This window comes from Streptomyces daliensis (assembly GCF_054782395.1).
Genome location: NZ_BAAGSO010000100.1, coordinates 72417 through 98305, shown reverse-complemented (window position 1 = coordinate 98305; position 25889 = coordinate 72417). Strand labels below are relative to the sequence as shown.

At 73.6% G+C, this 25889-nt stretch carries 20 protein-coding genes and 1 pseudogene; 10 read left to right on the top strand and 11 right to left on the bottom strand.

The features are described from left to right. Positions 1–26: 26 nt before the first annotated feature. From ACYVOO_RS27225 to ACYVOO_RS27215, 3 genes are all read right to left on the bottom strand, one after another. Positions 27–641, bottom strand: coding sequence for a TetR/AcrR family transcriptional regulator (locus ACYVOO_RS27225; protein ID WP_461018345.1), 615 nt, complete (start codon positions 639–641; stop codon positions 27–29). Positions 642–758: 117 nt separating this feature from the next. Beyond that, the gene (locus ACYVOO_RS27220; protein ID WP_461018344.1) at positions 759–2432 is read right to left on the bottom strand and encodes a class I adenylate-forming enzyme family protein; all 1674 of its coding nucleotides are present in this window, start codon (positions 2430–2432) and stop codon (positions 759–761) included. After that, the gene (locus ACYVOO_RS27215; RefSeq protein ID WP_461018343.1) at positions 2429–3289 is read right to left on the bottom strand and encodes an SDR family oxidoreductase; all 861 of its coding nucleotides are present in this window, start codon (positions 3287–3289) and stop codon (positions 2429–2431) included. The genes ACYVOO_RS27220 and ACYVOO_RS27215 overlap by 4 nt, the downstream gene beginning before the upstream one ends. 381 nt (positions 3290–3670) lie before the next feature. On the opposite strand from ACYVOO_RS27215, the gene ACYVOO_RS27210 reads away from it, so the two are divergent. After that, positions 3671–4924 carry an MFS transporter gene (locus tag ACYVOO_RS27210; protein ID WP_461018389.1) on the top strand — a complete coding sequence of 418 codons (1254 nt, stop codon included), beginning with the start codon at positions 3671–3673 and terminating at the stop codon, positions 4922–4924. Between the two features lie 26 nt (positions 4925–4950). Here ACYVOO_RS27210 and ACYVOO_RS27205 read toward each other — a convergent pair whose 3' ends face one another. Beyond that, a complete protein-coding gene (locus tag ACYVOO_RS27205) occupies positions 4951–5658 on the bottom strand; it encodes a TetR/AcrR family transcriptional regulator (RefSeq protein WP_461018342.1) in 708 nt (235 codons plus the stop codon). Positions 5659–5777: 119 nt separating this feature from the next. Here ACYVOO_RS27205 and ACYVOO_RS27200 point away from each other — a divergent pair, with 119 nt between their 5' ends. The 4 genes and pseudogenes from ACYVOO_RS27200 (at position 5778) to ACYVOO_RS27185 (ending at position 10085) form a co-directional block, all read left to right on the top strand. Next, positions 5778–6791, top strand: coding sequence for a hypothetical protein (locus tag ACYVOO_RS27200; protein ID WP_461018388.1), 1014 nt, complete (start codon positions 5778–5780; stop codon positions 6789–6791). Between the two features lie 493 nt (positions 6792–7284). Beyond that, a pseudogene (locus tag ACYVOO_RS27195) lies at positions 7285–7701 on the top strand (hypothetical protein); the annotation flags it as partial. Between the two features lie 308 nt (positions 7702–8009). After that, entirely contained in the window at positions 8010–9467 is a 1458-nt protein-coding gene (locus ACYVOO_RS27190) for an amidase (RefSeq protein ID WP_461018341.1), read from the top strand. Between the two features lie 153 nt (positions 9468–9620). Then, positions 9621–10085: a MaoC family dehydratase gene (locus ACYVOO_RS27185; RefSeq protein ID WP_461018340.1), complete on the top strand. Its 465-nt coding sequence runs from the start codon at positions 9621–9623 to the stop codon at positions 10083–10085. A 69-nt stretch (positions 10086–10154) separates the two neighbouring features. Here ACYVOO_RS27185 and ACYVOO_RS27180 read toward each other — a convergent pair whose 3' ends face one another. After that, entirely contained in the window at positions 10155–10883 is a 729-nt protein-coding gene (locus ACYVOO_RS27180) for a TetR family transcriptional regulator (protein WP_461018339.1), read from the bottom strand. A 165-nt stretch (positions 10884–11048) separates the two neighbouring features. On the opposite strand from ACYVOO_RS27180, the gene ACYVOO_RS27175 reads away from it, so the two are divergent. Continuing rightward, positions 11049–11672, top strand: coding sequence for a TetR/AcrR family transcriptional regulator (locus ACYVOO_RS27175; RefSeq protein ID WP_461018338.1), 624 nt, complete (start codon positions 11049–11051; stop codon positions 11670–11672). Between the two features lie 37 nt (positions 11673–11709). Here the strand turns inward: ACYVOO_RS27175 and ACYVOO_RS27170 are convergent, their stop codons facing one another. The 6 genes from ACYVOO_RS27170 to ACYVOO_RS27145 form a co-directional block, all read right to left on the bottom strand. Then, the gene (locus ACYVOO_RS27170; RefSeq protein WP_461018337.1) at positions 11710–12792 is read right to left on the bottom strand and encodes a Zn-dependent alcohol dehydrogenase; all 1083 of its coding nucleotides are present in this window, start codon (positions 12790–12792) and stop codon (positions 11710–11712) included. A 154-nt stretch (positions 12793–12946) separates the two neighbouring features. Next, entirely contained in the window at positions 12947–14365 is a 1419-nt protein-coding gene (locus ACYVOO_RS27165) for an aldehyde dehydrogenase family protein (protein ID WP_461018336.1), read from the bottom strand. A gap of 150 nt (positions 14366–14515) precedes the next feature. After that, positions 14516–15790, bottom strand: a complete 1275-nt coding sequence (locus tag ACYVOO_RS27160; RefSeq protein WP_461018335.1) for an MFS transporter — start codon at positions 15788–15790, stop codon at positions 14516–14518. Beyond that, a complete protein-coding gene (locus tag ACYVOO_RS27155; protein ID WP_461018334.1) occupies positions 15791–17332 on the bottom strand; it encodes a CitMHS family transporter in 1542 nt (513 codons plus the stop codon). A 192-nt stretch (positions 17333–17524) separates the two neighbouring features. After that, positions 17525–19804 carry a molybdopterin-dependent oxidoreductase gene (locus ACYVOO_RS27150; protein ID WP_461018333.1) on the bottom strand — a complete coding sequence of 760 codons (2280 nt, stop codon included), beginning with the start codon at positions 19802–19804 and terminating at the stop codon, positions 17525–17527. Between the two features lie 95 nt (positions 19805–19899). Next, the gene (locus ACYVOO_RS27145) at positions 19900–20094 is read right to left on the bottom strand and encodes a hypothetical protein (protein WP_461018332.1); all 195 of its coding nucleotides are present in this window, start codon (positions 20092–20094) and stop codon (positions 19900–19902) included. A 156-nt stretch (positions 20095–20250) separates the two neighbouring features. Here ACYVOO_RS27145 and ACYVOO_RS27140 point away from each other — a divergent pair, with 156 nt between their 5' ends. From ACYVOO_RS27140 to ACYVOO_RS27125, 4 genes are all read left to right on the top strand, one after another. Further along, entirely contained in the window at positions 20251–22071 is a 1821-nt protein-coding gene (locus ACYVOO_RS27140; RefSeq protein ID WP_461018331.1) for a hypothetical protein, read from the top strand. Between the two features lie 72 nt (positions 22072–22143). Then, complete coding sequence (gene hmgA / locus ACYVOO_RS27135) at positions 22144–23529, top strand: homogentisate 1,2-dioxygenase (RefSeq protein ID WP_461018330.1); 1386 nt, start codon at positions 22144–22146, stop codon at positions 23527–23529. Between the two features lie 25 nt (positions 23530–23554). Continuing rightward, positions 23555–24307 carry a GntR family transcriptional regulator gene (locus tag ACYVOO_RS27130; protein ID WP_461018329.1) on the top strand — a complete coding sequence of 251 codons (753 nt, stop codon included), beginning with the start codon at positions 23555–23557 and terminating at the stop codon, positions 24305–24307. Between the two features lie 73 nt (positions 24308–24380). Next, a complete protein-coding gene (locus tag ACYVOO_RS27125; protein ID WP_461018387.1) occupies positions 24381–25595 on the top strand; it encodes a type ISP restriction/modification enzyme in 1215 nt (404 codons plus the stop codon). The last annotated feature ends 294 nt before the right edge of the window (positions 25596–25889 follow it).

Sequence of the window (25889 nt, the reverse complement as noted above, 5' to 3'; positions counted from 1 at the left end):
TGCCGTCCTGCGTGCCGTCGCAGGGCCTACGGGCGCAGCGCCCGCATCAGCAGGTCGGCGAGGTGGTCGGCGACCTCCTGCGGGGTGAGCCGCCCGTCGGGGCGGTACCAGCTGCTGAGGTGGTGGACGGAGCCGAAGTGGTAGTCCACGACCAGGTCGGCCGGTGTGGCCGTGCTGAACACCCCGCTCTTCTGCCCCTCTTCGATCAGGGCCCGGAAGCCCTCGTGGTAGCGGCGGCGTTCCGCGCGTACCAGCTTCTGCTTGTCCGGGCTGAGCTGATGCATGGAGCGGAAGAAGATCATCGCGTCGTCGAGGTTGTCGATGGTGGTGACGACGACATCGGCCGCCGCCTCGCGCACCCGCTCCTCGATGGGCGCCTCGGAGCCCGCGTACGCGTCGAGCCGCTCCTGCTGGAGGCGCAGCAGCCGACCGTAGATCTCGTGCAGCAGATCGTCCTTGGAACCGAAGTAGTGGTAGAGGGCGCCCTTGGTGACCCCCGCCGCCTCGACGATCTCCTGCACGGAGGTCCTGTCGTAGCCGCGCTCGGCGAAGAGCCGGGTGGCAGCCGCCATCAGTCGCCGCGGGACCGGCGCACCTGCGGGCCCGCCCTTCTCCGCCGCCTTGGCCTTCGCCGTGGCCATGGCCGTCACCTGCCTCTCGTCCGTGCTCTCACGTGCTCTCGCGCGCCGTGCGCGGGTGCGTCCGTCTGCGCGTGTCCGTCCGCGCCGTGCGGGTACCCGGAGCGGCACCGCGTGCTCCTACGCGTCGCTCCCCTGGCGGGAACGCAGCTCCCGACGGAGGATCTTCCCACTGGTGGTCTTCGGCAGCTCGGGCAGTATCTCGATCTCGCGCGGGTACTTGTACGCGGCGAGCTGCGCCTTGCAGTGCTCGACCAGCTCCTCGATCAGCTCCGACGGCTCGGCCCGTGCCTCGGTGCGGAGGCTGACGTACGCCTTCACGCTCTCGCCACGGTAGCTGTCGGCCACGCCGACGACGGCGGCCTCGCGGACGGCGGGGTGCGCGTAGAGCACGTCCTCGACCTCGCGCGGCCACACCTTGAAGCCGGAGGCGTTGATCATGTCCTTCTTGCGGTCCACGACGTAGAGCCAGCCGTCGGCGTCCATGAAGCCGATGTCCCCGGTGAGCAGCTCGCCCTCGGGCAGCGCAGCGGCCGACTCCTCGGGACGGCGCCAGTAGCCGGGGACGACCTGCGGGCCGCGCACGGCGATCTCGCCCAGCTCGCCGAAGGGCACCGGCTGCCCGTTCTCGTCGAGCACGCGGACCACGGTTTCGGGCCCGGGGACGCCGACGGCCAGGGTGCCGGAGGCCGGGTCGACCGGTGCCTCCTTTTCCGGCGGTACGGAGGCGCAGGGCGCGGTGCACTCGGTGAGGCCGTAGCCGTTGCGGATGTACGGGCCGAAGGCGGCCCGGAACTTCTCGACCAGCGCCGGGGGCAGCGGAGCGCCGCCGGAGGAGATGAACGAGAAGGAGGCGAAGTGGTCCCTGCTCACCCCGGGGTGCGCGGCGAGCGCCATGAAGGCGGTCGACGGGCCGACGGTGAAGGCGGGCCGGTGCTCCAGGAACGCGTCGAGGACGACGCCCGCGTCGAAGCGGTAGGCGAGCGCGAGGGTGCCCCGGTTGGCGATGACGGGCGCGAGCTGGCACACCATGCCGGTGATGTGGAAGAGCGGCGCGAGAGCGAAGATGCAGGCGCCCTCCTCCAGGCCGCCGCCGACACGCTGGCGCTCGGCGTTGTAGGCGATGTTGGAGTGCAGGTTCATGGCGCCCTTGGGGGCGCCGCTCGTGCCCGAGGTGTAGCTGATGAGCGCGGTGTCGGCGCCGGTCAGCTCCCGTCCCCCGGGCGCCGGGGCGCCGCCGCGCGCGGCGGCGAGGAGGTCGTCGGCGTCGTCGGCGCGCGGGGCGCGCTCGAAGCCGAGGACGCGGGGGTCGTCGCGGGTCTGGAGGTCGCGTTCGCAGGTGGTGAGCGCGATGCGGACGGGCGAGTCCGAGGCCGTCGCGCGCAGATACGCGTCCCAGGCGCGGTCGGAGCAGACGAGCGCGGTCACCTCGGCGTCGCGCAGGACGTGGGCGACCTCGCGGTCCTTGTACATCGGGTTGACGGGCACGACGGTGCCGCCCGCCTTCCACGCGCCCAGCAGCGCCAGCGCGAACTGCGGGCTGTTCTGGAGGATGACGGCGACGCGGTCGCCGTGTCCGAGGCCGCGCGCCGCGAGGTGGGCCGCGATGCCGTCGGAGAGTGCGTCGGCCTCCTCGTAGGAGAGCTTGCCGTCGAAGTAGGCGAGGAAGGTGTGCCCGGGCGCGGCGGCGACGGCGGAGCGGAAGGCGTGCAGGATCGTCTCGGGCGGCGCGACGGGGGCGCGCTGTGCCTCGTTGAGCTGGCCCAGCCAGGGCATGTCCTCGTACGTGGTCATCGCGCGCCCTCCTCGCCCGCGCCCTTGCCCGCGCCGGTCCCGGCTGCGGCGCCCGTCGCCTCGTCGGCACCCGCTCCCCCCTCGGCCTCGGCCTCGGCCAGGCGGCGTTCCAGCTTCTGCTGGAGGCGGTTCATGCCGCCGAGCCACTGGTCGGGCTGGGCCGCGCGCGCGGCGTAGTAGTCGGCGGTCTCGGGGTGCGGCAGCACGAGGAAGCGGCCCTCGGCCATGGCCGCGAACACGGCGTCAGCCACGTCGTCCGGCTCGATGGCGGTGGGCACGAGGACCAGCTCCCCGGCGGGCCCCGTCGCGCGCAGCATGTCCGTGCGTACGCCCTGGGGGCACACGGCGTGCACGTCGACGCCCTTGTGCCGGTACGTCAGCGACAGCCACTCGGCGAAGGAGAGCGCCGCGTGCTTCGTCACGCTGTAGGGCGCGGCGCCGACCATCGTGAGGAGTCCGGCCGCCGAGACGGTGGAGATGAACCGGCCGCTGCCGCGCTCCACCCAGCCGGGGATCAGCTCGCGGGCCGCCCTGACGTGGGCCATCACATTGACGTCCCAGGCGGCGTCCCAGATCGCGTCGGGCGCCTCGGGACCGCCGCCGACGCCGATGCCCGCGTTGGCGCAGAAGGTGTCGACGGTGCCGCCGAGCGCGTCGCGGGCCTCGGCGACGACGGCTCCGGCGTCGCCGGGCACGGGGATGCCACCGATCTCCTCGGCCACGGCCTTGGCCTTGGCCTCGTCCAGGTCGTTCACGACGACCCTGGCGCCCTCGGCGGCGAAGCGACGGGCGAGCGCCGCGCCGATTCCCCCTCCGGCGCCGGTGACGACCACCCCGCTGTCGCGCAAAGACTCCATGCCCGGCTCCCCTTCGCTTCGCTTCGTCGGCTCTGACCCCGCGCGGGCAGACTAACCAGTCGGTATGTCGTGGGGGAAGGGGCTGAGGACGGCTCTGTGCGCACGCCCAGCGGGACCGGCCGCGCGGCGGTCCCCCGCACAGTCGGGATCGTCGGCCGGTGGGGGCCGCGAGCTCCGCCCCCGCCGCGAAGTGATGCGCGGTGTCTCGGGGACCGAGACGGGCCGTCCCGGCTATTGACTGCCGACCACGCGCACGACCAGGGTGCGTTCGTGAAAAACCAAGCTGGACCAGCGAAGAAGGCGCCCTCGGAGGCGGACGGCGCGGCGCAGGAGGCGCCGGGTAACGCGGAGAAGGCGGGGACGCCGGAGAAGCCGGAGAACATGCGGCGCGTGGCCGTGGCGAGCTTCATCGGGACCGCGATCGAGTTCTACGACTTCTACGCGTACGGCACCGCCGCCGCGCTCGTGCTCGACTCCGCGTTCTTCCCGAACCTCAGCCCGCTCAACGCCACCCTCGCCGCGTTCTCCACCTACGCGGTCGCGTTCGTCGCCAGGCCGCTGGGCTCGCTGGTCTTCGGGCACTTCGGGGACCGGGTGGGCCGCAAGTCCGTGCTGGTCGCCTCGCTGCTGCTGATGGGCCTGTCCACCGCCTTCGTCGGACTGCTGCCCGGCTACGCCACCCTCGGCATCTGGGCGCCGCTGCTCCTCGTGCTGCTGCGCTTCCTCCAGGGCATCGGGCTCGGCGGCGAGTGGGGAGGGGCCGCGCTGCTGGCCGTCGAGCACGCGCCCGCCAAGCGCCGCGGCCTCTTCGCCGCCTTCCCCCAGCTCGGCCCCTCGGTGGGCTTCCTCGCCGCGACGGGCATCTTCTGGGCGCTGTCGGCCGGGCTGGACGACGACGCGTTCCGCGCCTGGGGCTGGCGGGTGCCCTTCCTGCTGTCGTTCGCGCTGGTCGCCGTCGGCCTGTTCGTACGGCTGCGGATCAGCGAGACGCCCGTCTTCCAGAAGGTGATGGACGCGCAGGAGGCGAGCAAGGCCCCGGCACTGGAGGTCTTCCGCCGTCACCCGCGCGAACTCGCGCTGGGCGCGGGCGGGATGATCGTCGCGTACGGGCTCTTCTACACCGCGACCACGTACTGCCTGAACTACGCGACCAAGGGCCTCGGCGTCCCGCGCAGCACCATGCTGGGCCTGTCCATGGTGGCCTGCCTCTTCCTGGCCGCGGGCACCTGGCTGGCCGCGACCCGCTCGGACTCCGGCGGCAGGCGCCGCCTCGTCCTCGCGGGCTGCGGGCTCTCCGTGGTGTGGGGGCTCGTCCTCTTCCCGCTGCTGGACACGGAGCAGCCGGTGCTGATCGCGCTGGCGCTGGGCGGGGCGCTCTTCTGCATGGGTGTGGTCTACGGGCCGATGGGCGCGTATCTGCCCGAGCTGTTCAGCACCCGGGTGCGCTACTCCGGCGCCTCCCTCGCGTACAACCTCGGCGGCGTGCTGGGCGGCGCGGTCGCTCCGCTGGTGGCGACGCGCCTCCAGTCCTCCTTCGGCTCGGGCGCCGTGGGCTGGTACGTGTCCGCGATGGCCGTCGTCTCGCTGGTGTGCGTGCTGCTGCTGCCCGAGACGCGGGAGCGCGATCTGGCCTAGCCGGGACCGGGGACTCGGGGGATGCCTCAGTCCTGGCCAGGGCGCGACGTCCGGCACGCACCCTCGGCGGCGTCGAGCGCGGGCGCGAGCGGGGCCAGCGCCGCGCGGAGCCGGTCCGGCAGCGAGCCGGAGGGCACGACCAGCCCTCCGGTGCCGGAACTCCCGGCGGTCTCCGCGCCCCCGGCAGGATTCCCGGCGGGGTTCCCGGCGGGCCGGAGCCAGTCCTCCAGCGCGATGCGGACCGCCGCGGCCACGCTCGCCGCGAGCACGCGGGCCGTGTGCGCTCCGGCGTCACCCGCGCGTTCGGGCAGGCGCTCGGCGAGCACCGCCGTGAGCGGGGGCCCGATGTCGGCGGTGGCGTCGAGGAACGCGTCGCGCAGCGCGGTCCGGGTGGTGACGAGCAGCAGTGCCTCGCGTGCGCGCCCGCCGGAGTCCGTGTACTGCTCGACGACCGCCTCGGTGACGGCGTCGGCCAGGCGCACCTCGGCGGCCCGTGCCGCGACCGCCGCCGCGATCCGCGCCTCCCGGTCCGCCGTGACGGCGGAGACGATCGCCTGCTCGCGGCTGGCGAAGTAGTTGTTGTAGGTGCGCGGCGAGACCCCGGCCGCCTCGGCGATGTCCTCGACCCGCACCTGGTCGGGCCCGCGCTCCACGGCCAGCCGCAGGGCCGCCTCGCGCAGCGCCTCGCGCGTGGCCCGTTTCTTACGCTCTCGCAGCCCTGGTGTTGTCGTCACGGTGCCACCGTCCCATATAAAGTTGCGCGCTCGCAAACTTGCGTGCGCGCATTTTCCCTGTCAGCCTCGATCCGCCGGGAAGGACCGACGGGGAGGACGCCACCGTGCGAGCACGAGGAATGACCTACGACACCGGATTCGTCGTGGACGGCCGGGCATCCCGCGAGCGCCTGGACCCCGCCGTCGTCCGGCGCGAACTCGCCATCATCCGCGACGACCTGCACTGCGACGCGGTCCAGATCATCGGCGGCGACCCGGACCGGCTGGAACTGGCCGCCGATGCCGCCGCCGCGCTCGGCCTCGAGGTCTGGTTCTCGCCCTACCCGCTGGAGCTGCGCCCGGAGCAGATCCTCGCGCTCTTCCGCGACTGCGCCGAGCGGGCGGAACGGCTCCGGCGGCGTGGGGCCACGGTCGTGTTCGTCGCGGGGGTCGAGCTGAGCGTGATGAACCACGGGTTCCTGCCGGGGCAGAACCCCGAGGAGCGGGTCGGGCATCTGATGGGACGGCCACCCGAGCGGCGGGCCGAGGCGATGCGCGAGCTGGGCGTGCGCGTCAACGCGTTCCTCCGCGACGCCGCGGCCACGGTGCGCGAGCGCTTCCATGGCGAGCTGACCTACGCGGCCATCCAGTTCGAGCAGGTCGACTGGACCCCCTTCGATATCGTGACGTTCGAGCTGCTCCGCTCCGCTGAGGTCGCCGACCGGTTCCGGGAGGCGGTGCGCACCCTCGCCCAGGGCCCGAAGCGGCTCGCCGTCACGGGGTTCGGCACCGCCGCCTACCGGGGCGCGGGCGACCGGGGCGGGCGGGTGCTGGAAGTCGTCGAGCACGACCCGGCGACCAGGGCCCCTGTCCGACTGAACGGCGTGTACGAGCGCGACGAGGCAGGCCAGGCCGCCTACCTGAGCGAACTGCTGGAGATCTTCGAGACCGAGGGCGTGGACAGCGCGTTCGTGTTCCTGTTCGCCCTGCCCGGCTACCCGCACCGCCCGGACGGCGACCCCAGGGACGACCTGGACCGGGCCGGTCTGGGCATCGTCAAACTCCTCGAAGGGCACCGGGGCCGGACCTACCCCGACATGGAGTGGGAACCCAAGGCCGCCTTCGCGGCGGTGACGCAGCGGTACCGGAGGTGACGGGCCGGGCGTGCGGCGGGGGCTGCGTCACGTCCGTAACGGACCGGGGAGGCGAGTCACGTCCGTCACGCCAATGTCCTGCGGCCACGCGCGGCACGCCCCTACCATCGGAGCCGGGCCGTCCGCGCGGCGCCGGACACCGCACTTCTTCACGGTGAAGGCCACGCAATTGCTGTGAGACTCCGGTGGGGAAGGTGCCGAAGATAAGACCGGCGTAAAGACCGAAGTTAAGACGGGAGTTAAAGCCGGGGCCCGAAGGTAAGTAAGTGATGAGAATCCCGGGGATTCCCGTGAATTCGAGATTGCCCCCGCCGACTCGGGGTACCTCACCCGATCCGCGCAGGTAGAGCACTGTGGAGAGAGACCGGGCGAGTTCCGGGGTGAGCCTCACAGGGAGTCGGGCGAAAAAAGATTTCGTATCCGGGATCCGATGAGGCGGCCGGTACGTCATATCCCCGACGAGTCCGGGTCCTCTCCGTCGGAGGTGGGATGATTGGCTGGCTTCAGAGCCCTCGCACAGCAGGTCCGGGATCCAGGAAGGGATCCCTCGCAGCGCCGCCAGGCGCTCCGCAAGTGTCTGGAGCGCTTCGCTCCCTACGGACACCGCGCGACATGGCACCACCTGTGTGCCAGCAACGGGTTCAGCCCGGACGACCGTGAGCCCGATCCGGCGCTGCTGATAGCCGCGCTGGAGGAGCTGGAGGAAGCGCGGTCGGTGTGGCTGGCCTACGAGTCGGAGGTCGCCGCCAGGCGCAGACGGGAGAAGCACGACGGGATCAGAAAGCCCACCTCTCTCGACGAGTGGCACCGCCTCACCTGGGGCGGACGATCGCTCCTCCCCTGTGACCCTTCAGCTCCCCCGAGCCCGCGCCTCGCCGACGTGCTGCGCCGCATGATCTCCTCCATGGACGCACGCGCCCGCTTCGACGGCCGGCTCACCCCCCGACTAGGCCGAGGCGCCATGGTGACCTCCCGAGGTTAGGGCCTGTCAGACAATTCTCGCCTGGCCCGCGACCCCCGGCACGCACATCCGCTGCGTTGTCGAACCGACCGAGCAGCCCACTGCGAGGACGGTCCTCCGCCTTGCGGCTGCACGCACCGGACGCCGCGGGCCCCGCCTTCGGCGGACGGCGCCAATTGTCCGACAGCCCCTTATGCGAGTATGCGCCGTACTACCGACCAGCCGGCCCGAGTGGCTTGCGCGAGGAGGAGACGGCGTTGACCGAGCTGCATGATCTGACGGCGACCGAGCAGGCCGAAGCGGTCCGTACGGGCACGGTCTCGCCCGTAGAGCTGACCGAGCACTATCTGGACCGCGTCGACCGGCTCGGTGCCGGGCTCGGCGCCTTCATCACCTTCACCCCCGAACTCGCGCGCGCCCAGGCGGCCGAGGCGGAGACCGCGGCGCTGGCCGCGCGCAAGGCGGGCGAGGAGCGGCACGCTCTCGGGCCGCTCCACGGGGTGCCGGTGCCGGTCAAGGACCTCAACCATGTGGCCGGGGTGACCTGCACCTACGGCTCAGCGGCCTTCACAGGGCACGTGCCGGAGACCGACGACCACATCGTGCGCAGGCTGCGCGAGGGCGGCAGCCCGATGATCGGGAAAAGCAACACACCCGAGTTCGGTCTGCCCTGCTACACCGAGAACCTGGTCGCGCCGCCCGCGCGCTCCCCCTGGGACACGGAGCGCTCGGCGGGCGGCTCCAGCGGGGGCGCGGCGGCGGCGGTCGCGGCGGGCCTCGCGCCCGTCGCGCAGGCCAGCGACGGCGGCGGCTCCATCCGGATTCCCGCCTCCGTCTGCGGTCTGTTCGGCATCAAGCCCAGTCGCGGGCTGGTGAGTTCGGGGCCCGTGCTGCACGACGTGACCGGGCTGGCCACGGCGGGCCCGCTGGCCCGCACCGTCGCGGACGCCGCGGCGCTGCTCGACGTCCTCGCGGGGCCCATGCCGGGCGACCCGTACGCGGCGCCCGCGCTGCCGCCCGGCGAGACGTACCGGGCATGGGCCGACGCGGACCGCGCGCCCGCACGGCTGCGCGTCGCCCATCTGATGCGGCCCGCCGTGCCGGGCGTCACCTCGCATCCCGAGTGCGAGGCCGCGGCGCGGGAGACGGCTGCGCTGCTGCGCACCCTGGGGCACGAGGTCGACGAGATAGACATCCCGGCCGACGAACGGCTCGCCGGTGCCTTCACCCGCGTGTGGTCGGTGATGGCCGCGATGCGCCCGCTGCCCGCAGGCGGCGAGGAGTCACTGATGCCGCTCACCCGCCACCTGCGGGAACTGGGCGGGCAGGTCTCGGGCCCCGAGTTCGCGCAGGGGCTGTACGCGCTGCGTGCGACGGGCCAGCTCATCGCCGACGCGCTGATGGTGCCGGGCACCGGCTACGACGTGATCCTCTCCCCCACCCTCGCGAAGCTGCCCGCGCCCGTGGGCGGGCTGCGCGTGGACGACGACCCGAAGGCCGAGTTCGCGGGCCTGACGCACTACACGCCCTTCACCGCGCTCTACAACTCGACGGGCCAGCCAGCCGTGTCGCTGCCGCTGCACTGGACGGACGACGGGCTGCCCGTGGGCGTGATGCTGGCGGGCCGCTACGGGGAGGACGCGCCGCTGCTCGCCCTCTCGGCCCAGTTGGAGGCGGCCCGGCCGTGGGCGGAGCGCAAGCCGTCGATGTGGTGAGGGCGGCGACGGGCGCCGGCCACGGCGGGAGGCCCGTCGGGCGTTGACACGGGAGGGGCTCCGCAGCATGCTGAGCAAGCGCTTAGTGGCCGCGCGCGTGCGGGCGGCCGGTGGCGCGAGGTCTATCGCTCTCTCGCTTTGGAGGTTGCAGGAATGGCGGAGCCCCGGGTCTTCACCTCGACGGACGAGCTGGCCGCCGCGGTCGGCGAGGAGTTGGGCACCAGCGACTGGCTTACGATCGACCAGAAGCGCGTCGATCTGTTCGCGGACGCGACGGGTGACCATCAGTGGATCCACGTCGACCCCGAGCGCGCCAAGGAAGGACCCTTCGGCACGACCATCGCGCACGGCTATCTGACGCTGTCCCTGCTGCCCGCGCTCGTCCCGCAGATCATGCGCGTCGAGGGCATGAAGATGGGCGTCAACTACGGCGTGAACAAGGTCCGCTTCCCCGCCCCCGTGCCCGTCGGCTCCCGGCTGCGCGCCCGCGCCGAACTCTCGGAGATCACCGATGTCGGCGGCGGCGCCGTGCAGGTCGCGGCCAAGGTCACGATCGAGCGGGAGGGCGGCGACAAGCCGGTCTGCGTCGCGGAGACACTGAGCCGCTACTTCTGGTGAGCGTGCGGCGCGCCCACGTGGGGCACACCCGCATGCCGCACGTCCGCTTCCGGTCCCGCCCCGTGCCCGTCAGCGTGGCGCGGGCGCGGGCGCGGTGACCATGCGCAGGACGAGGTCCGCGTAGAGCGCGCCGATCTCCTCGGGCGTGCGGCGGCCCTGAGGGCTGAACCAGCGGGCGACGTCGATGCACAGCGACATCACCGCGAGCGTCGTCCCCCGGATGTCCGCGATCGCGAATTCGCCCGACGCCTCGCCGTCCTCCAGGACGCCGCGCAGCAGCTCCTCGCTGCGCCTGCGCAGGCCGACGATCTCGGCGTAGTGCTCCTCGTTGAGCGCCGACAGTTCGTACTGCACCACGCGCGCCGTCGTGTGGTGCTCGGCGTGCCAGCGGACGAAGGAGCGCACGGCGCGGACCAGCCGCACGGGCGCGTCCTCGCCGTCCCCACCGCTGTCCCCGCCCTCGCCGTCCGTCCGCGCGGCCTCCGTCAGGATGCGGACGGAGCGTTCGTGGCCGACGCGGCTGATCTGATAGAGCAGCTCTTCCTTGGTCTTGTAGTGGATGTAGAGCGCGGCCGGGCTCATTCCGGCGCGGCCCGCGATGTCGCGGGTCGTGGTGGCGTGGAAACCGCGTTCGGCGAACGCCTCCACCGCGCCGAGCAGCAGCCGTCGCGCGGCGTCGGGGGTGACGCCGCCGAAGGAGTCGTCGGGCGTCGTGAACGCGCCGTCGCCGTCAGCGCCGCCGTCGTCGCCGCCGCTGTTCTCGCCCGTCGCGACCTGTGACTCCGTCTCCGATGCCATCTCTCGCTCGCCCTTCCCTCTGCCGGGCGAACACCATACATCGGCCGCTGAGCACCTGCTTAGTGCCGGACGAGGCCCCGGTGGGGATCCGGCGGGGGCCCGCCGGGAACGAGTGTCGTGGTGAGCGGTGCTAGTTTTCCGCGCCACGGCTCTACGATGAGGCGCATGGCCCGCCCACGTAAACCCCTGCTCAGCCGCGAACGGATCGTCGCGTGCGCCCTCGCGCTCGTCGACGCGGAGGGGCTCGGGGCGGTCTCCACGCGGCGCCTCGCCGCCGAACTCGGCGTCAGCGGCCCCTCCCTCTACAACCACTTCCGCACCAAGGACGAGATCCTGGACGCGGTGGCCGACGAGGTGTGCTCGCAGGTCGATCTGTCGATGTTCGAGGACGGCACGGAGTGGCGGGCCGCGCTGCTGGGCTGGGCCCGCTCGTACCGCGCCGCGCTCACCGCGCACCCCAACATCGTCCCGTTCCTCGCGCAGGGCCCGGGGCGCAGGCCGAGCCAGTTGCGGATGGCGGACGCGGTCTTCGGCGCGATGACGGCGGCGGGCTGGCCCAAGGTGCAGGCCACTCACATCGGCGCCACGATGCGCTACTTCGTGGCGGGCTCGGCCCTCGGCTCCTTCGCGCGCGGCTTCGTCGACGACGCCGACGTCTACGCGCGCGACTACCCCCACCTCGACGAGGCCCACCTCCTCGCCGAGCACCAGCAGCGCATCGACGACGGCGCGTTCGAGACGGGGCTGCGGGCCCTGGTGGACGGGCTGGCGCAGCGCTTCAGCAGTTGAACGGCTCAGCGAGGAGACGTCGCCCGAGCGCCCCCGGTCAGAAGACCACCAGGGCGCGTCCGCCGCGTCCGGCGCGCATCGCGTCGAAGGCGGCGGGGATGTCCGCCAGGCCGATCCTGTCCGTCACCAGTGCGCCGAGGTCGAGCCCGCCCTCGCGCACGTGGCGGGCCAGTACGGGCAGGTCGCGCGCCGGGTCGGAGTCACCGTAGACGCAGCCGGTGAGGGTGCGCGCGAAGTGGAAGATCTCCAGCGCGGACAGCGTCATCGTGTCGTCCTTGCGCCCGATGCCGACGACGGTCGTACGGCCGCCGCGACGCGTGGAGTTCCACGCGGTACGGATGGTCTCGGCGCGGCCCACGCACTCGACGGCCACGTCGGCGCCGAGTCCGCCGGTGAGCTTACGGATCTCCTTGGCCGTGGTCTCGGACGCGACGACGTACTCGGTGGCCCCGGCCGAGCGGGCCAGCTCCTCCTTCTCCGGGGAGATGTCCACGGCGACGACGGTCCCCGCGCCAGCCAGCCGCGCCGCCTGGAGCGTCGCGAGCCCGACCCCGCCGACCCCGAAGACGGCCACGGACTCGCCCGCGCGCACCCGGGCGCTGTGGTGCACGGCCCCGTACCCCGTCAGCACGGCGCAGCCCAGCAGCGCAGCGTCCGTCAGCGGCACCCCCTCGGGCAGCGGCAGCAGCGCGTGCGCCGGGACGACCGTCTCCTCGGCGAAGGCGGCCGTGCTCAGGCCGGGGTAGAGGGGGTCGCCTGCGGGCGTACGGGCGTAGGGCACGGTCGTCGCCGCCTGCGCGTTCACGCACAGCCAGGGCTCGGCCAGCGTGGCGCAGAAGTGGCACTCGCCGCACGAGGGAGCCCAGTTGAGGACGACGCGGTCGCCGGGCGCGTGGCCCGTGACGCCCTCGCCGACGGAGACGACGGTCCCCGCGCCCTCGTGCCCGAGCACGGCGGGCACGGGCTGGCGCAGGGTGCCGTTCGAGAGCGAGAGGTCGGAGTGGCAGACGCCCGCAGCGGCGAGCTTGACCCGCACCTGGCCCGGGCCCGGTGCGGGCAGGTCGATCTCGGTGATGTCGAGCGGCGCTCCGACGGCGGACAGTACGGCGGCGCGGACCATGACGGGCTCCTCGGTGGCGGTGGCAGTGGCAGTGGCAGTGGCAGTGGCAGGTGGGGATGGCAGTGGCAGGTGGGGATGGCGGGCGAGGTGTACGGGTGGGGCGCTCCGGACCCGGAGGTTCCGGGGCTGGAACCTCCGGGCTCGGAACCCCGGGTCAGAACTGGAGCGACTTGGTCTGGAGGTACTCCCCCAGACCGTGCGTCCCCAGCTCGCGCCCTACGCCCGACTGCTTGTAGCCGCCGAACGGCGCGACGGGGTTGAACCTGCCGCCGTTGATGTCCACCTGGCCGGTGTCGAGGCGGCGCGCGAAGGCCACGGCCCGCTCCTCGTCCTCGTCCCAGACGGCGCCCGCGAGCCCGTAGACGGTGCCGTTGGCGATGCGGACGGCCTCCTCCGTGTCGTCGTACTTGAGGATGGAGAGGACGGGGCCGAAGATCTCCTCCTGCGCGATGACCATGTCGGGGGTGACGTCGGCGAAGACGGTGGGTCGCACGTAGCAGCCGTCCTCGTACCCCTCGGGCGCGCTCGCGCCGCCCGCGACGAGCCTGGCGCCCTCCTTCTCGCCCTGCGCGATGTAGCCGGTGACGCGCTCGCGCTGCTTGGCGTTGACGACGGGGCCGAGGCGGGTGGTCTCGTCGAGCGGGTCGCCCGGCACATACTTGGCGACGGCCGCGGCGGCGATCCGTACGGCCTCGTCGTAGCGCTCGGCGTCCACCAGCATCCGGGTCCACGCGCTGCACGTCTGCCCTGAGTTGGCCATGACGTTGGCGACGCCGACCTTCACGGCCTTCGTCAGATCGGCGCCGGGCAGGATGACGTTGGCCGACTTGCCGCCCAGCTCCAGGGCCACCCGCTTGACGGCACCGCCGGCGACGGCCCCGATCCGCTTCCCCACCGCCGTCGACCCGGTGAAGGAGACCAGGTCCACGTCCTCGTGCTCGGCGAGCGCCTGCCCCGCGACCGGGCCGAGCCCCGTGACGAGGTTGAACACCCCGGCGGGAAAGCCCGCCCCGTGCACCGCCTCCGCGAAGAGCTGGGCGACCAGCGGGGTGTCCTCTGCGGGCTTGAGCACCATGGTGCAGCCCGCGGCCAGGGCAGGGGCCGCCTTGGCGACGATCTGGTGCAGCGGATAGTTCCACGGCGTGATCGCGCCGACGACGCCCACGGGTTCGTGGAGGACGCGGGAGTTGCCGACCTTCTCCTCGAAGGGGTACTCGGCCGCGAGCTTGGCGTAACTGCCGCTCACCGCGACGGGCACGCTCGCGTGCACGGCCTGCGAGAAGGAGAGTGGCGAGCCGAGTTCGGCCGTGACGGTGGCGGCGATCTCCTCACGGCGCGCCTCCAGTTGGTCGTGCAGCGCGCCGATGAGCGCGGCCCGCTCGGTGGGCGGCGTGGCCGCCCACCCGGGAAACGCGCCGCGCGCGGCCCGTACGGCCGCGTCCACGTCCGCGCCGCCACCCGCGGGGACGGTGGCGATGACCGTCCCGTTCGCGGGGTTGATGACCTCGATGGTCTCCGGTCCGGCGGCGGGTCGCCACGCGCCGTCGATATACATCCCGTCGTGTGCCTGCATGAACCCAAACTAGCGCCGCTAGTTTGAAGTGTCAGCCCACCACCACGTGCGCTGGATCACGTAGACGGACCCACGCGGCGCGAGCGTGGGAGCCGCGACCCCGACGGCGTCGCACCCCCACACTCACCGCGCCCCACAAGCCGCGCTCTCTCAGGGGCGTTCCGGTTCCGGGCGGGATCTGGCCGCCGTGCCCGAGGCGCCCAGGAGCAAGGCGCCCAGCAGCACGAAGGGCGCCGCCGCACCGGCCACGCCCGCGACCAGCCCGGCGCCCGCGGGCGCCGCGACCTGGCCCAGCCTGTTGCCCGTCAGCCGCAGCGCGAGCGCCGTGGACCGGGCGCCGACGGGTGCCGCCTGGACGACCGTCGTCATGGTCAGCGGCTGGCCGACCCCGAGGCAGAAGCCGAGCAGTACCAGCGCGAGGGCGAGCGCCCACACGGGGACGGGCACCGCGAGCAGCACGCACAGCACCGCGCCCAGCAGGCAGCTCACGACCAGCAGCGTCTGCCGTCCCAGCCACGCGGCCATGGGCGGCAGCACCAGTCGCGAGGCGACGGAGGCGGCGGCCCGCAGGCTCAGCAGCACGCCCACCAGCGCGGGCGCGATGCCGCGTTCCTCGCCGACGACGGGAAGGTACGCGGTGAGCACGTCCGTCGCGGAGAGGACGGCGAGGCTGGTGAAGATCCCGGCGGGGACGCCACGTGCCCGCAGGATGCTGCTGACGGGCACCGGGCCTTCGCCCTCCCCCGCGTCGCGCGCGGCCCGCGCGACCACGGCCCGGTCCTCGATCCGCCACAGGGAGAGGACGGCGCACAGCGCGAGCGCGCCGGAGGCGAACAGCGCGAAGGAGCCGTCGAGTCCGGCCGCCCCGGCGCTCGCACCATCCGCACCGCCGGAGGCCCCCGTACCACCGCCGACCAGCCAGCCCGCCAGCAGCGGGCCGACGAGCTGGCCGAGGGAGGCGCCGATGGTGAAGTGGCCGAAGTTGCGGTCGTGTTCGCCGGGGCCGCTCTGCCGCGCGACCAGGGACTGGGCGCCGATGACGAAGGCGAGGTGCCCCAGGCCCATCAGCGCGCTCCAGGCCGCGAGCGGCCCGAGCGAGTCCGCCGTACCCGACAGCGCGCAGCCCGCCGCGATCAGCGCGACGCCCAGGGGCAGCAGCGGACCGCAGCGCCCCCGGTCCGTGCGCCGCCCCAGCGGGACGGCGACGGCCAGGGGCAGCAGCGCGTAGACGGCGGTCACGACGCCGACGGCGCGCGCGTCGGCGCCCAGCGCCAGCGCGTGGTACGAGACCGCCGGCCGCGCCATGCTCACAGCCCCCTGCGCGAACGCGAAGGCGATGACCAGGCGCAGCAGCCAGCCGCGCGAGCGCGGGCGCCGGTCCGGGTCCGGACTCGGACCCGGACCGCTCTCCGGTGTGCCGCTCACCTACAGGATTCCGAACAGCAGACCGGCGCCCAGCACGACGAGCGAGGTGAGCGCCGCCCATTTGACGGTGAAGCGGGTGTGGTCGCCGAACTCCACCTTGGCCATGCCGACGAGGACGTAGACGGCGGGCACGAGCGGGCTCGACATGTGCAGCGCCTGTCCGACGAGGGAGGCACGGGCGATCTCGACGGAGGAGACGCCGTGCGCGGCGCCCGCCTCGGCGAGGATCGGCACGATGCCGAAGTAGAAGCCGTCGTTGGACATGAAGTACGTGAACGGGATGCTCAGCACGCCGGTGACGACGGTCATGTACGGGCCCAGCCCGTCAGGGAGCCCGTTGACCAGCGAGCGGGCCATCTCGTCGACCATGCCGCTCTCGGTGAGGACGCCGGTGAAGACGGCGGCGGCGAAGACCATGCCGGAGACGTTGAGGACGTTGTCGGCGTGCGCGGCGATGCGGGCCTTCTGGTCCTTCATGTTCGGGAAGTTGACGGTGAGCGCGATGCCCGCGCCCAGCAGGAACAGCACCGGGATGGGCAGGGTCTGCATGATGAGCAGCGTCAGCAGGGCCACCGTCAGCGCGGCGTTGAACCAGAACAGCTTGGGGCGCAGGGTGGCGCGGTGGGGGTCGAGGCCGATGAGGGCGTCGTCGTCGGCCCCTTCGTCGGCGCCCGGGCCCGTCGGCGCGGTGGCCGTGGCGTCGGCGGCGCGCTCGGCGGCCGTACCGGAGCCGCCCGCTCCCGTCGCGCGCTTGCGGCCGAAGAGGCCCCGGCCCTTGCCGGTGCCGCCCCCGCCCACTGCGGCACCCGCGGAAGACCCCGAGCCGACGCCGGCGCCCGCGAGCACCTTCTCGCGCACGTGCCCGGCCTCCTCGGCGGCCTCCGCTTCGGCCCCGGTCCCCGGCGCCGCGTCGCCGTCCAGCGTCAGCACGCCGAGTCGGCGGCGCTCGCGCAGCCCGAGCACCCAGGCGAGGAGGAGGACGAAGAGCAGCCCGACGGCGAGCGCGGGGATCATCGGGACGAAGATCTCGCCCGGGTCGAGCTTCAGCGCCGTCGCGGCGCGGGCCGTGGGCCCGCCCCAGGGGACGGTGTTCATGACGCCGTTCGCGGTGGCGGCCACACCCGTCATGACCAGGACGCTCATCTTGAGGCGCCGGTAGAGGGGCAGCATCGCGGAGACGGTGATCATGAAGGTGGTCGAGCCGTCGCCGTCGAGGGAGACGATCGCCGCGAGCACGGCCGTGCCGACGACGACCCGCATCGGGTCCGCCTTGCAGAACTTGAGGATGCCCCGGACGATCGGGTCGAAGAGCCCGACGTCGATCATCACCCCGAAGTAGATGATGGCGAACATCAGCATGGCGGCCGTCGGCGCGAGATCACCGATGCCCTTGAGGACGTAGTCCCCGAGGCTCGCGCCCTGCCCCGCGAGGATGCAGAAGAGCGCGGGTATCAGGATCAGGGCCGCCAGGGGCGACATCTTCTTCATCATGATCAGCGTCAGAAATGTCGCGATCATGACGAAGCCGAGAATGGTCAGCATGGATCACCTTTACGTTCGCCCTTGAACTCCGCCACGGCGCAGGTGTCTCGTCGACGTAGTCGGCGTACCTGAGGCGGCTGGACGACCGTAGGTGCCCTCAAATCACCTCCACAAGAGTTCCCGCCGTGAACAATAAGAGCAAAACCCCAGCTCAGAGCCTTATGCCTGCTGAGGGGACCCCTACGGCCCGGCTCAGGCGACGGTCACGGGAGCCACGGGAGCCACCTGGACGGGGAACCCGTTGAGCACCGCGGTGCCCGAGAGCGGGTCGAGCAGGGTGCCGTCGAGGAGCTGGTTCACGTTCACGCCGGGCTCGGCCGAGGCCACCCGCGTCCGGGTGCCGGGGCGGTCGTGGCCCCAGCCGTGCGGCAGGCTGACCACGCCCGTGCGCACCGCCTCGGTGATCTCGACGGGCGCCTCCACCTCTCCCCCGTCGCCCTTGACACGGGCCTGGGCACCCTCCGTCAGGCCGAGCCTGGCCGCGTCCTCGGGGTGTATCTGGAGGGTGCAGCGGTTGGTGCCGCCGCGCAGCGCGGGGAGGTTGTGCATCCAGCTGTTGTTGGACCGCAGATGGCGGCGGCCCACCAGCACAAGACCGGAACCGGAACTGGAACCGGAACCGGCGCCGTCCGCCCTGGCGCGCAGCGCCCCGCGCAGCCTGGCCACCTCGCCCACCAGGGGCTCGGGGCACAGCTCGACGGTGCCGGAGCGGGTCCTGAGGACCTCGGGCACGCGCGGGCGCAGCGGGCCGAGATCGATACCGTGCGGATGGGCGAGGACCTTCTCCAGCGTCAGCCCCTCCGGATCCGCGCCGAAGCCCTCACCGTAGGGGCCGAGGCGCAGCATCATGTCCAGGCGCCGTTCCGCGCCGTCGCGCCCGGTGAGCGCCTTGGCCAGCTCCGAGGGATCGCGGCCGTGCACGGGCGAGTGCGGCTCTGCCACCGCCTTGGCGAGGGCGCCGCCGATGACCATCTCGTCCACGGAACCGGGATCGGCTTCCGGGGTGCCGGAGGCGCACAGCACGAGCCGCGCCAGGATCTCGCTCTCCGACGGCTCGCCCTCGGCGCGCTCGACGACGGGACGCGTGTAGCGCACCTGGTTGTGCACGGCGAAGCCGTTGAAGGCGAAGTCGAAGTGCGCGGAGCGGCTGGGGCGGGGCGGGGGCAGGACGACGTGCGCGTGGCGCGTGGTCTCGTTCAGATACGGATCGACGCTGACCATGAACTCCAGCCCGGAGAGGGCCTCGTCCAGCGCCGCTCCGTCGGGCGCCGAGAGCACGGGGTTGCCCGCGAGCGTGACGAGGGCGCGCACCTGGCCCTCGCCCGGGGTGCTGATCTCCTCGGCGAGCGCCGCCGTGGGCAGCTCGGACTTGGCCTCGGGGTGCCCGCTCACCCTGCTGCGCCAGCGCCCGAGGGCGAAGCCCTTGCCGGGGGCAGGGGGCCGGGGCGCGCGGGCCGTCGCGGAGAGGGGGAACATGGCGCCACCGGGGCGGTCCAGATTCCCCGTCAGGGCGCTGAGGACGTCCACCAGCCAGTTGGTGAGGGTGCCGAACTCCACCGTCGAGGAGCCCACCCGGCCGTACACCGCGGCGCGCCCGGCACCGGCGATCTCGCGGGCGAGGGCGCGGATCTCCGCCGCCGGTACGTCGCACGCGTCCGCGACGGCCTCCGGGGTGAAGCCCTCGGCGAGCCGTCCGACCTCCTCGACGCCCGAGAGGTGCGCGCCCAGCTCGCCGGTCTCCACCAGGCCCTCGGCGAAGAGGACCTGCACCATGGCCATCAGCAGCAGCGCGTCGCTTCCGGGGCGGACGGCCAGATGGCGGTCGGCGAGCTTGGCCGTACGGGTGCGGCGCGGGTCCACGACGGTGAGGCGCCCGCCGCGGCGGCGCAGCCGCTTGAGCTTGCCGGGGAAATCGGGCGCGGTGGCCAGCGAGCCGTTCGAGTCCAGCGGGTTGGCGCCGATGACCAGCAGATGGTCCGTGCGGTCCACATCGGGGACGGGGATGGCGAACGCGTCCCCGTACAGCAGGCCGCTGGAGACGTGCTTGGGCATCTGATCGAGGGTGCTGGCCGTGAACACGTTCCGGGTGCGCAGCACGCTCATCAGCACGGGCGGATAGAGCGAGCCCGCCATGGTGTGCACGTTCGGGTTGCCGAGGAAGAGCGCGACGGCCTGGGGATCGCCGCGGCCCAGCACCCCGCCGAGCCCGGCGGCGACAGCGGCGAACGCCTCGTCCCAGCCCGTCTCGCGCAGTTCGCCGTCCGCGCCCCGCACCAGGGGGCGGGTGAGCCGGTCCGGGTCCTCGTCCAGCTCGCCGAAGGAGGCGCCCTTGGGGCAGATGAAGCCGCGGCTGAAGACGTCCTCCCTGTCCCCGCGCACGGCGGTGATCCGCTCGTCCTCGACCGTGACGGTGAGGCCGCACGTGGCCTCGCACAACGGGCAGATGCGCAACGCCGGGGCCGTCTCCGCCATAGCTCCCCCTCAAGGACAGCGCTGTCTTCGGATGCCGCCGACTCTAACCGCGTGCACCGACAACGGAACCGCGCGAAGGGGGAACGTGACGGGCGTTACTCTCCGCTCGACGGGCTGGCCGGTCGGTCAGCGTCGGCCGTCCCCGTACGGGCGGCCGGTCCCGCCGCACGGTCCGCCACCCCCGCGCGGGGAACCGGTGCCGTGCCGGGGCCGGTGCGCGGCCTGGGGCGGGCGGGGAAGGCGGGGCGGGCGGGGAAGGCGAGGGGTGCGAGGGAGAAGGGGTCGTTCATACTCCGACCGTCGCCATTGCGCGGAGAACCGGCCACTCAAGGACCGCTGAACGCACGTCAGTCTCGTCCGTTCGTGTGAGCGTGAGGCGTACTCCCGTCCGCCGATGCCTCCGTACGCCCCTGCCGCACATCTCCCGCGCGTGAGACGAAGGGACTATGACCAACCGGCGCAGGCCCAACCAGCGGCTCCGCTCCCTGCTCAGCGAGGCCGACTGGACCCAGGAGGCGCTGGCGCGCGCGGTCAACGCGCTGGGCTCCGAGATCGGCAGCGAACTCCACTACGACCGCACCGCCGTCGCCCACTGGCTCAGCGGCACCCAGCCACGCCGCCCCGTGCCCGAACTCGTCGCCGAGGCGCTGTCCCGGCGCGTGGACCGTACGATCACCCCGGAGTCCGCGGGGTTCAGCGCCACCGCGCCCGAGCCGAGGGGCGCCGATCCCGTCAGCGCGATCACCTCGCTCAGCCGCTCGGACGCGGACGCGCCCCGCAGGGTGCGGCTCCAGCAGCGCCCCTACCGGCTGGCGGACGCGAAGGTGCCGCCCAGGCCCGCCACGCTCTCGTCGTGGTACGGCCGGGCCGGGCCGGCGGCCCCTTCGCCGCGCGCCCTCGCGCTGCACGACGCGGTCCGGTTCTTCGCCTCCTCCATCGACGCGCACGGCGGGCGCAACGGACGCTCCGCGCTCGCCGCCTATCTCGCCGACGACGTCGGCCCTCTGCTGCGCGCCCGCGCCCGCCACCCGGACCGCCCCGAACTGCTGCGCACGGCGAGCCGGTTGTCCTTCCTGCTGGCCCGGATGTACGAGGACGGGCAGCTCCACGGCCTCGCGCAGCACTGCTACACGCACGCGCACCGGCTCGCCGCAGAGGCGGGCGACCGTGCTGACTGGGGCCTGGTGCTGCGCGCGATGGGCGCGCAGGCACGGCGCCTGGGCCACATCGGCCCCGGGCTGCGGCTGGCCGAGGCGGCGGCCGAGGCGGTCCGTACGGCGAGCCCTCCGCGGCGCGCGTACGTGCAGGCCGAGCTGGCCGTCGTACGGGCCCGCTCCGGCGACCGGCGCGGCGCGCTCGCCGCGCTCTCTGCCGCGGAGTACGCGTCGGACCGCTCCGGCGGCCACCGCACCGCGCACCGGCCGCAGGGGGCGCACGGCGCGAACGCGGACGCGAACGGCTCCGGGTCCGGGTCCGCCGAACCCGGTCCGGAGAAGGGAACGGGAAAGGGAACCGGAACGGAGGCGAGGACCGGAACCGGAACCGGAACCGGGATCGAGGCCGAAGGCCCCGTGGTCGTCCGGCGCAGAATCGATCCCGCAAGCGGCCCGGCGGCCAACAGCGCAGCCCCGGGACCCGACCCCCTTCCCGACCCGCCCGGCCCGAGCCGCCCGTCCGGCCCGCCCACGCGTCCTGACCCCCCGGAGCCGCACACCCCCCGGCAGCAGAGGCGCACCCCCGGCACCACGTGCGGCCCCGCACCCGGCGGCGCCCTCCGGGCCCCCTCCGTACCGCCGCCGCGCACCGCGTCCCGTGCGGAGGGCGGCGCCGTCCCCGAACCAACGGCGGACGGGGCCCAGACGGGCGGTGGCCCGTTCGACGTGTACTCCCCTGCCGCGCTCTCCTTCCAGGTCTCGCTCACCCTGGAGGCGCTGGGCGACCTCTCCGGCGCGCTCAGCGCCCTCGGCCGCTCCCGCGCCGAACGGCAGCCGGCCGACGTGCGCGGGCACGCCCTGACCCAGGCCCGCATGGGGCGACTGCTCCTGCGCTGCGGGCGACTCGACGACGCGTGCGTGGCCTGGCACGGGTTCCTGGACGGCTACCTACGGCTGCGCTCCGGTGAAGCGGAACAGGCGATACAGGGGATGCGGAGGGCGCTCACCCCCTACCGGTCGCGCGGCGCCGTGGTGGACCTCCTCGCCCGTGCGCTGCCCGGCGGCCCGGACGAACCCCCGCCCCCGCCCCCGTCGTCCCCTGCCGGTCATTGACGGGCGACCCTCCGATTCCTATGGTCTTGCGAAGGAATCCAGCGGGACCCATGAGACGGCGGGAGCACGGCGATGAGCGTCGGTACGGGCGGCACCAGCGAGCGCGCACGCGCCACGGGCGGGCGAGCGCACGAAACGGCCGAGGGCCACGCCCACGCCGCCGCGCACCCCGCGGCCCACCTCTCCGGGTTCGGGAACCAGCACAGCAGCGAGGCGGTCCCCGGCGCGCTGCCACTCGGGCGCAACTCCCCGCAGCGCGCCCCCCTCGGCCTCTACGCCGAGCAGCTCAGCGGCAGCGCCTTCACCGAACCGCGCGCCCACAACCGACGTTCGTGGCTGTACCGCATCCGCCCCTCGGCCGCCCACCCGCGCTTCGTCCGCGCGGACAACGGCGGGCTGCGCACCGCGCCCTTCACCGAGTCGGAGCCCGACCCCAACAGGCTGCGCTGGAACCCGCTGCCCGAGCCCGCGCCCGGCACCGACTTCCTCGCGGGCCTGTGGACCCTGGGCGGCAACGGGGACGCGGCCCAGCGCACCGGCATGGCCGTCCACCTCTACGCGGCCAACGCCTCCATGACCGACCGGGTCTTCGGCGACGCCGACGGCGAGCTGCTGATCGTGCCGGAGCGCGGCGGGCTGCTGCTGCGCACCGAGTTCGGGGTGCTGCGCGCCGAGCCGGGCCACATCGCGCTGATCCCGCGCGGGGTGCGCTTCCGCGTGGAGCTGCTGGAGGGCACGGCGCGGGGGTACGTCTGCGAGAACTACGGCGCCCCCTTCACCCTGCCCGAACTCGGCCCCGTCGGCGCCAACGGCCTCGCCAACCCGCGCGACTTCCTCGCGCCCGTGGCGGCGTACGAGGACGAGGAGCGCCCCGTCGAGGTCGTCAACAAGTTCTGCGGCAACCTCTGGAGCGCGACCTACGCGCACTCGCCGCTGGACGTCGTCGCCTGGCACGGCAACCACGTCCCGTACGTCTACGACCTGCACCGCTTCAACGTCCTGGGCTCGATCAGCTACGACCACCCGGACCCGTCCCTCTTCACCGTGCTCACCTCGCCCACGGACACCCCTGGCCTGGCGGGCGTGGACTTCGTGGTGTTCGCGCCGCGCTGGCTGGTGGGCGAGGACACGTTCCGGCCGCCGTACTTCCACCGGAACGTGATGAGCGAGTACATGGGCCTGATCGAGGGCGCCTACGATGCCAAGGCCGAGGGCTTCGTGCCTGGCGGCGGCTCGCTGCACAACATGATGTCCGCGCACGGCCCGGACCGGGAGACGTTCGAGCGCGCCAGCGCTGCCGAGCTGACGCCGCAGAAGGTGGACGACGGGCTGGCCTTCATGTTCGAGACCCGCTGGCCGGTCACCCTCACCCGCCAGGCGCGGGACGCTGACCACCTCCAGAGCGGCTACGACGACGTGTGGCGGGGTCTGGAGCGCCACTTCGAGAACCCCAACTGACCCGGAGACGAGCGGAGAGGGTGCCGTGAGTGTCTTCGCCCCCGACTCGCTGGAGCTGAACCGCAAGCTCCCGCTGTGGTACCAGGTCTCGCAGTCGCTGCGCGCCTCCATACTCGGCCGCTCCCCCGAGGCCCCGCTGCGGCTGCCCACAGAGGACCGGCTGGCGCAGCACTACGGCGTCAGCGTGCTCACCATGCGGCAGGCGCTCAAGGAGCTGGAGTCCGAGGGCCTGATCACCCGCCACCGGCGCCGCGGCACCTTCATCGAACCGGAGGCCCGCAGGGAGCGCGCGGTGCGCGTGATGGGCTCGGTGGACGCGATCGTCGCCCAGCAGAGCGGCGACCGCACGACGCTGCTGGACCACGGCCCACGCGCCGTGCCCGCCGAACTCGCCGAGCACTTCCCCGGTCTCGGCGAGGTCATGGGCTACCGGCGGCTGCGCCACGACAGCGCGAGCGGCGAACCCACCAACTGGGCCGAGAACTACGTCCACCCCGACGCCGCCGGCCGCATCGACCCCGCCGACCTGGAGCGGGGCTGGCCCATGACCAAGGTGCTGCGCGACGTGGCGGGGGTGCGCATCAGCCGTATCACCGACACCGTCGAGGCCAGGCTCGCTGACCCGGAGACCGCCAGGCTCCTGGACGTTCCGCTGCTGAGCCCGATCCTCCACTACACCGGCGTCACCTGGGACGAGACAGGGCGTGTCGTGGACGTCGTGCGCATCCACTACCGGGGCGACCGGTTCTCCTTCTCGGTCACCGTGGAAGCGCCCTGAGGTCCGCTCGTAGCATCGAGCGGTGAGCGAAGACGTAGCCCAGGCGCCCGAGGCGCCGCTGCTCGACGATGTGATGCCCTGGTCCGTCGCCCCGCTGCGCCTCGGGCGCACCTGGGTACTGGCCCCGGACGCCGCGTCCCTGCGGGGGCGCTGGGCCGCGCTGCTGCGCGCCGGTGACGAGGCGGGGCGCGCCGCGCTGTTCCGGCCCAGCCGCGCCCGTACGCTCCGCAGCGCGGTGGCGCCGCTGCCGGGGCGGCCCGCGCACGGCGCCCGGCTGGCCGCCGAGTCCGGGCCCTGCCCCGAGCCCGTACGGGTGCTGCACGGCCCGTACGACCAGCAGTGGCTGCTCCCCGACCACCGGCTCATCGACGTGGCGCGGCCCGAGCTGTGGCGGGTCACGGACGCGCACCAGATCCATCTGGTGGAGACGGCGTACGACCCGCGCGCTCCCGGCGTCTCCCTCGCCTTCACCGCGCTGCTGCCCGACGGGCACTCCCCCGCCGGACGCCCGGGGCGGGTGCGTCCGCTGCACCGGCGCCCGGGCGGCCTCGAACCCAATCTGGCGCCGGGGCTGCTCGACCACCTGGCGCGGCGCCTCGCGCGCCCGGTGAGCGCCGAGGACGTGCTCGCCTGGACGGCCGCCACCGCCACGGCGGGCCCTGACGGCCGCAGGGTGCCCTTCACGGCGGACGCGGACCTGTGGGAGCGGGGCGTGGCGCTGGGACGGCGCTCGCTGTGGCTGCACACGCGCGGCGAGCGGTGCGGGGGCGACGGCGGCCCCGGCGCGGGGCGGCCGAGGCTGCCCGGCGGGCAACGGCCTTACGTACGCGCCCCGCTCCCCGCGCGTCCGGCCATCGACGCGCTGGCCTACGACGAGGAGGAGCGCGCCCTGTGCGTGGGCGAGGGGCGGGTGTCGCCCGTGGAGCGGGCCGCGTGGGAGTACACGGCGGGCGCTGCGCGAGTCCTGGAGACCTGGTTCGCGCGCAGGGCCGCGCCCGTCTCGCCCGAAGAGGCCCCCGAGCCGGGCTCGCTGGCTGCCGTACGGCCGCGCGAGTGGCCCCAGGAGTGGACTTCGGAGTTGCTGGAGCTGATCACGGTGCTGACGCTGCTGGCCGGTCTCGAACCGGAGCTGCGGGAGATGGCCGAGGCGCTGCCGGGGAAGCAGGGCATCGGCGCGGCGGACCTGCGGGAGGCGGGAGTGCTGCCGCCTCCGGACGGGGCACGGCGTCCGGCCTCGGTCCTCGACCTGCGCGAGGAGGGCCCCGAGGGGCAGTTGGCGCTGCTGTGACGGAGCGTGGGGGAGGCGGGGGGATCGGCTGGGGAGGGCCAGGGATGCCGGGGTGCTTCGCGCGAACTCCGGGAGTTCCGGGGGTGCCGGGGAAGGGTGCCGGGTGCCCTGCCACGGCGCGGATGCGCGGGGTGAACGCTGAGAGGAAAGCTGACGGGACGGGCCCGGGGCCCTGAGAGGCGGGCGGCCGGGGACCAGGGGCCCTCCCGCGCGGACGCGGGAGGGGCGTGCCCCTGGCTCTCATGGCCGAGTACCGGTTACGGGCCGGTGGGGGTTGCGTCCATCCGTTCCGTC

Bases quoted from the DNA above. Each gene is read 5' to 3' on its own strand.
- ACYVOO_RS27185 (WP_461018340.1), top strand. From the start codon at position 9,621: ATGGCGGAGCCCCGGGTCTTCACCTCGACGGACGAGCTGGCCGCCGCG.
- ACYVOO_RS27155 (WP_461018334.1), bottom strand. From the start codon at position 17,332: ATGCTGACCATTCTCGGCTTCGTCATGATCGCGACATTTCTGACGCTG.
- ACYVOO_RS27210 (WP_461018389.1), top strand. From the start codon at position 3,671: ATGCGGCGCGTGGCCGTGGCGAGCTTCATCGGGACCGCGATCGAGTTC.
- ACYVOO_RS27200 (WP_461018388.1), top strand. From the start codon at position 5,778: ATGACCTACGACACCGGATTCGTCGTGGACGGCCGGGCATCCCGCGAG.
- ACYVOO_RS27220 (WP_461018344.1), bottom strand. From the start codon at position 2,432: ATGACCACGTACGAGGACATGCCCTGGCTGGGCCAGCTCAACGAGGCA.
- ACYVOO_RS27225 (WP_461018345.1), bottom strand. From the start codon at position 641: ATGGCCACGGCGAAGGCCAAGGCGGCGGAGAAGGGCGGGCCCGCAGGT.
- ACYVOO_RS27140 (WP_461018331.1), top strand. From the start codon at position 20,251: ATGACCAACCGGCGCAGGCCCAACCAGCGGCTCCGCTCCCTGCTCAGC.
- ACYVOO_RS27180 (WP_461018339.1), bottom strand. From the start codon at position 10,883: ATGGCATCGGAGACGGAGTCACAGGTCGCGACGGGCGAGAACAGCGGC.
- ACYVOO_RS27170 (WP_461018337.1), bottom strand. From the start codon at position 12,792: ATGGTCCGCGCCGCCGTACTGTCCGCCGTCGGAGCGCCGCTCGACATC.
- ACYVOO_RS27145 (WP_461018332.1), bottom strand. From the start codon at position 20,094: ATGAACGACCCCTTCTCCCTCGCACCCCTCGCCTTCCCCGCCCGCCCC.
- ACYVOO_RS27215 (WP_461018343.1), bottom strand. From the start codon at position 3,289: ATGGAGTCTTTGCGCGACAGCGGGGTGGTCGTCACCGGCGCCGGAGGG.
- hmgA (WP_461018330.1), top strand. From the start codon at position 22,144: ATGAGCGTCGGTACGGGCGGCACCAGCGAGCGCGCACGCGCCACGGGC.
- ACYVOO_RS27165 (WP_461018336.1), bottom strand. From the start codon at position 14,365: ATGCAGGCACACGACGGGATGTATATCGACGGCGCGTGGCGACCCGCC.
- ACYVOO_RS27125 (WP_461018387.1), top strand. From the start codon at position 24,381: ATGCCCTGGTCCGTCGCCCCGCTGCGCCTCGGGCGCACCTGGGTACTG.
- ACYVOO_RS27175 (WP_461018338.1), top strand. From the start codon at position 11,049: ATGGCCCGCCCACGTAAACCCCTGCTCAGCCGCGAACGGATCGTCGCG.
- ACYVOO_RS27150 (WP_461018333.1), bottom strand. From the start codon at position 19,804: ATGGCGGAGACGGCCCCGGCGTTGCGCATCTGCCCGTTGTGCGAGGCC.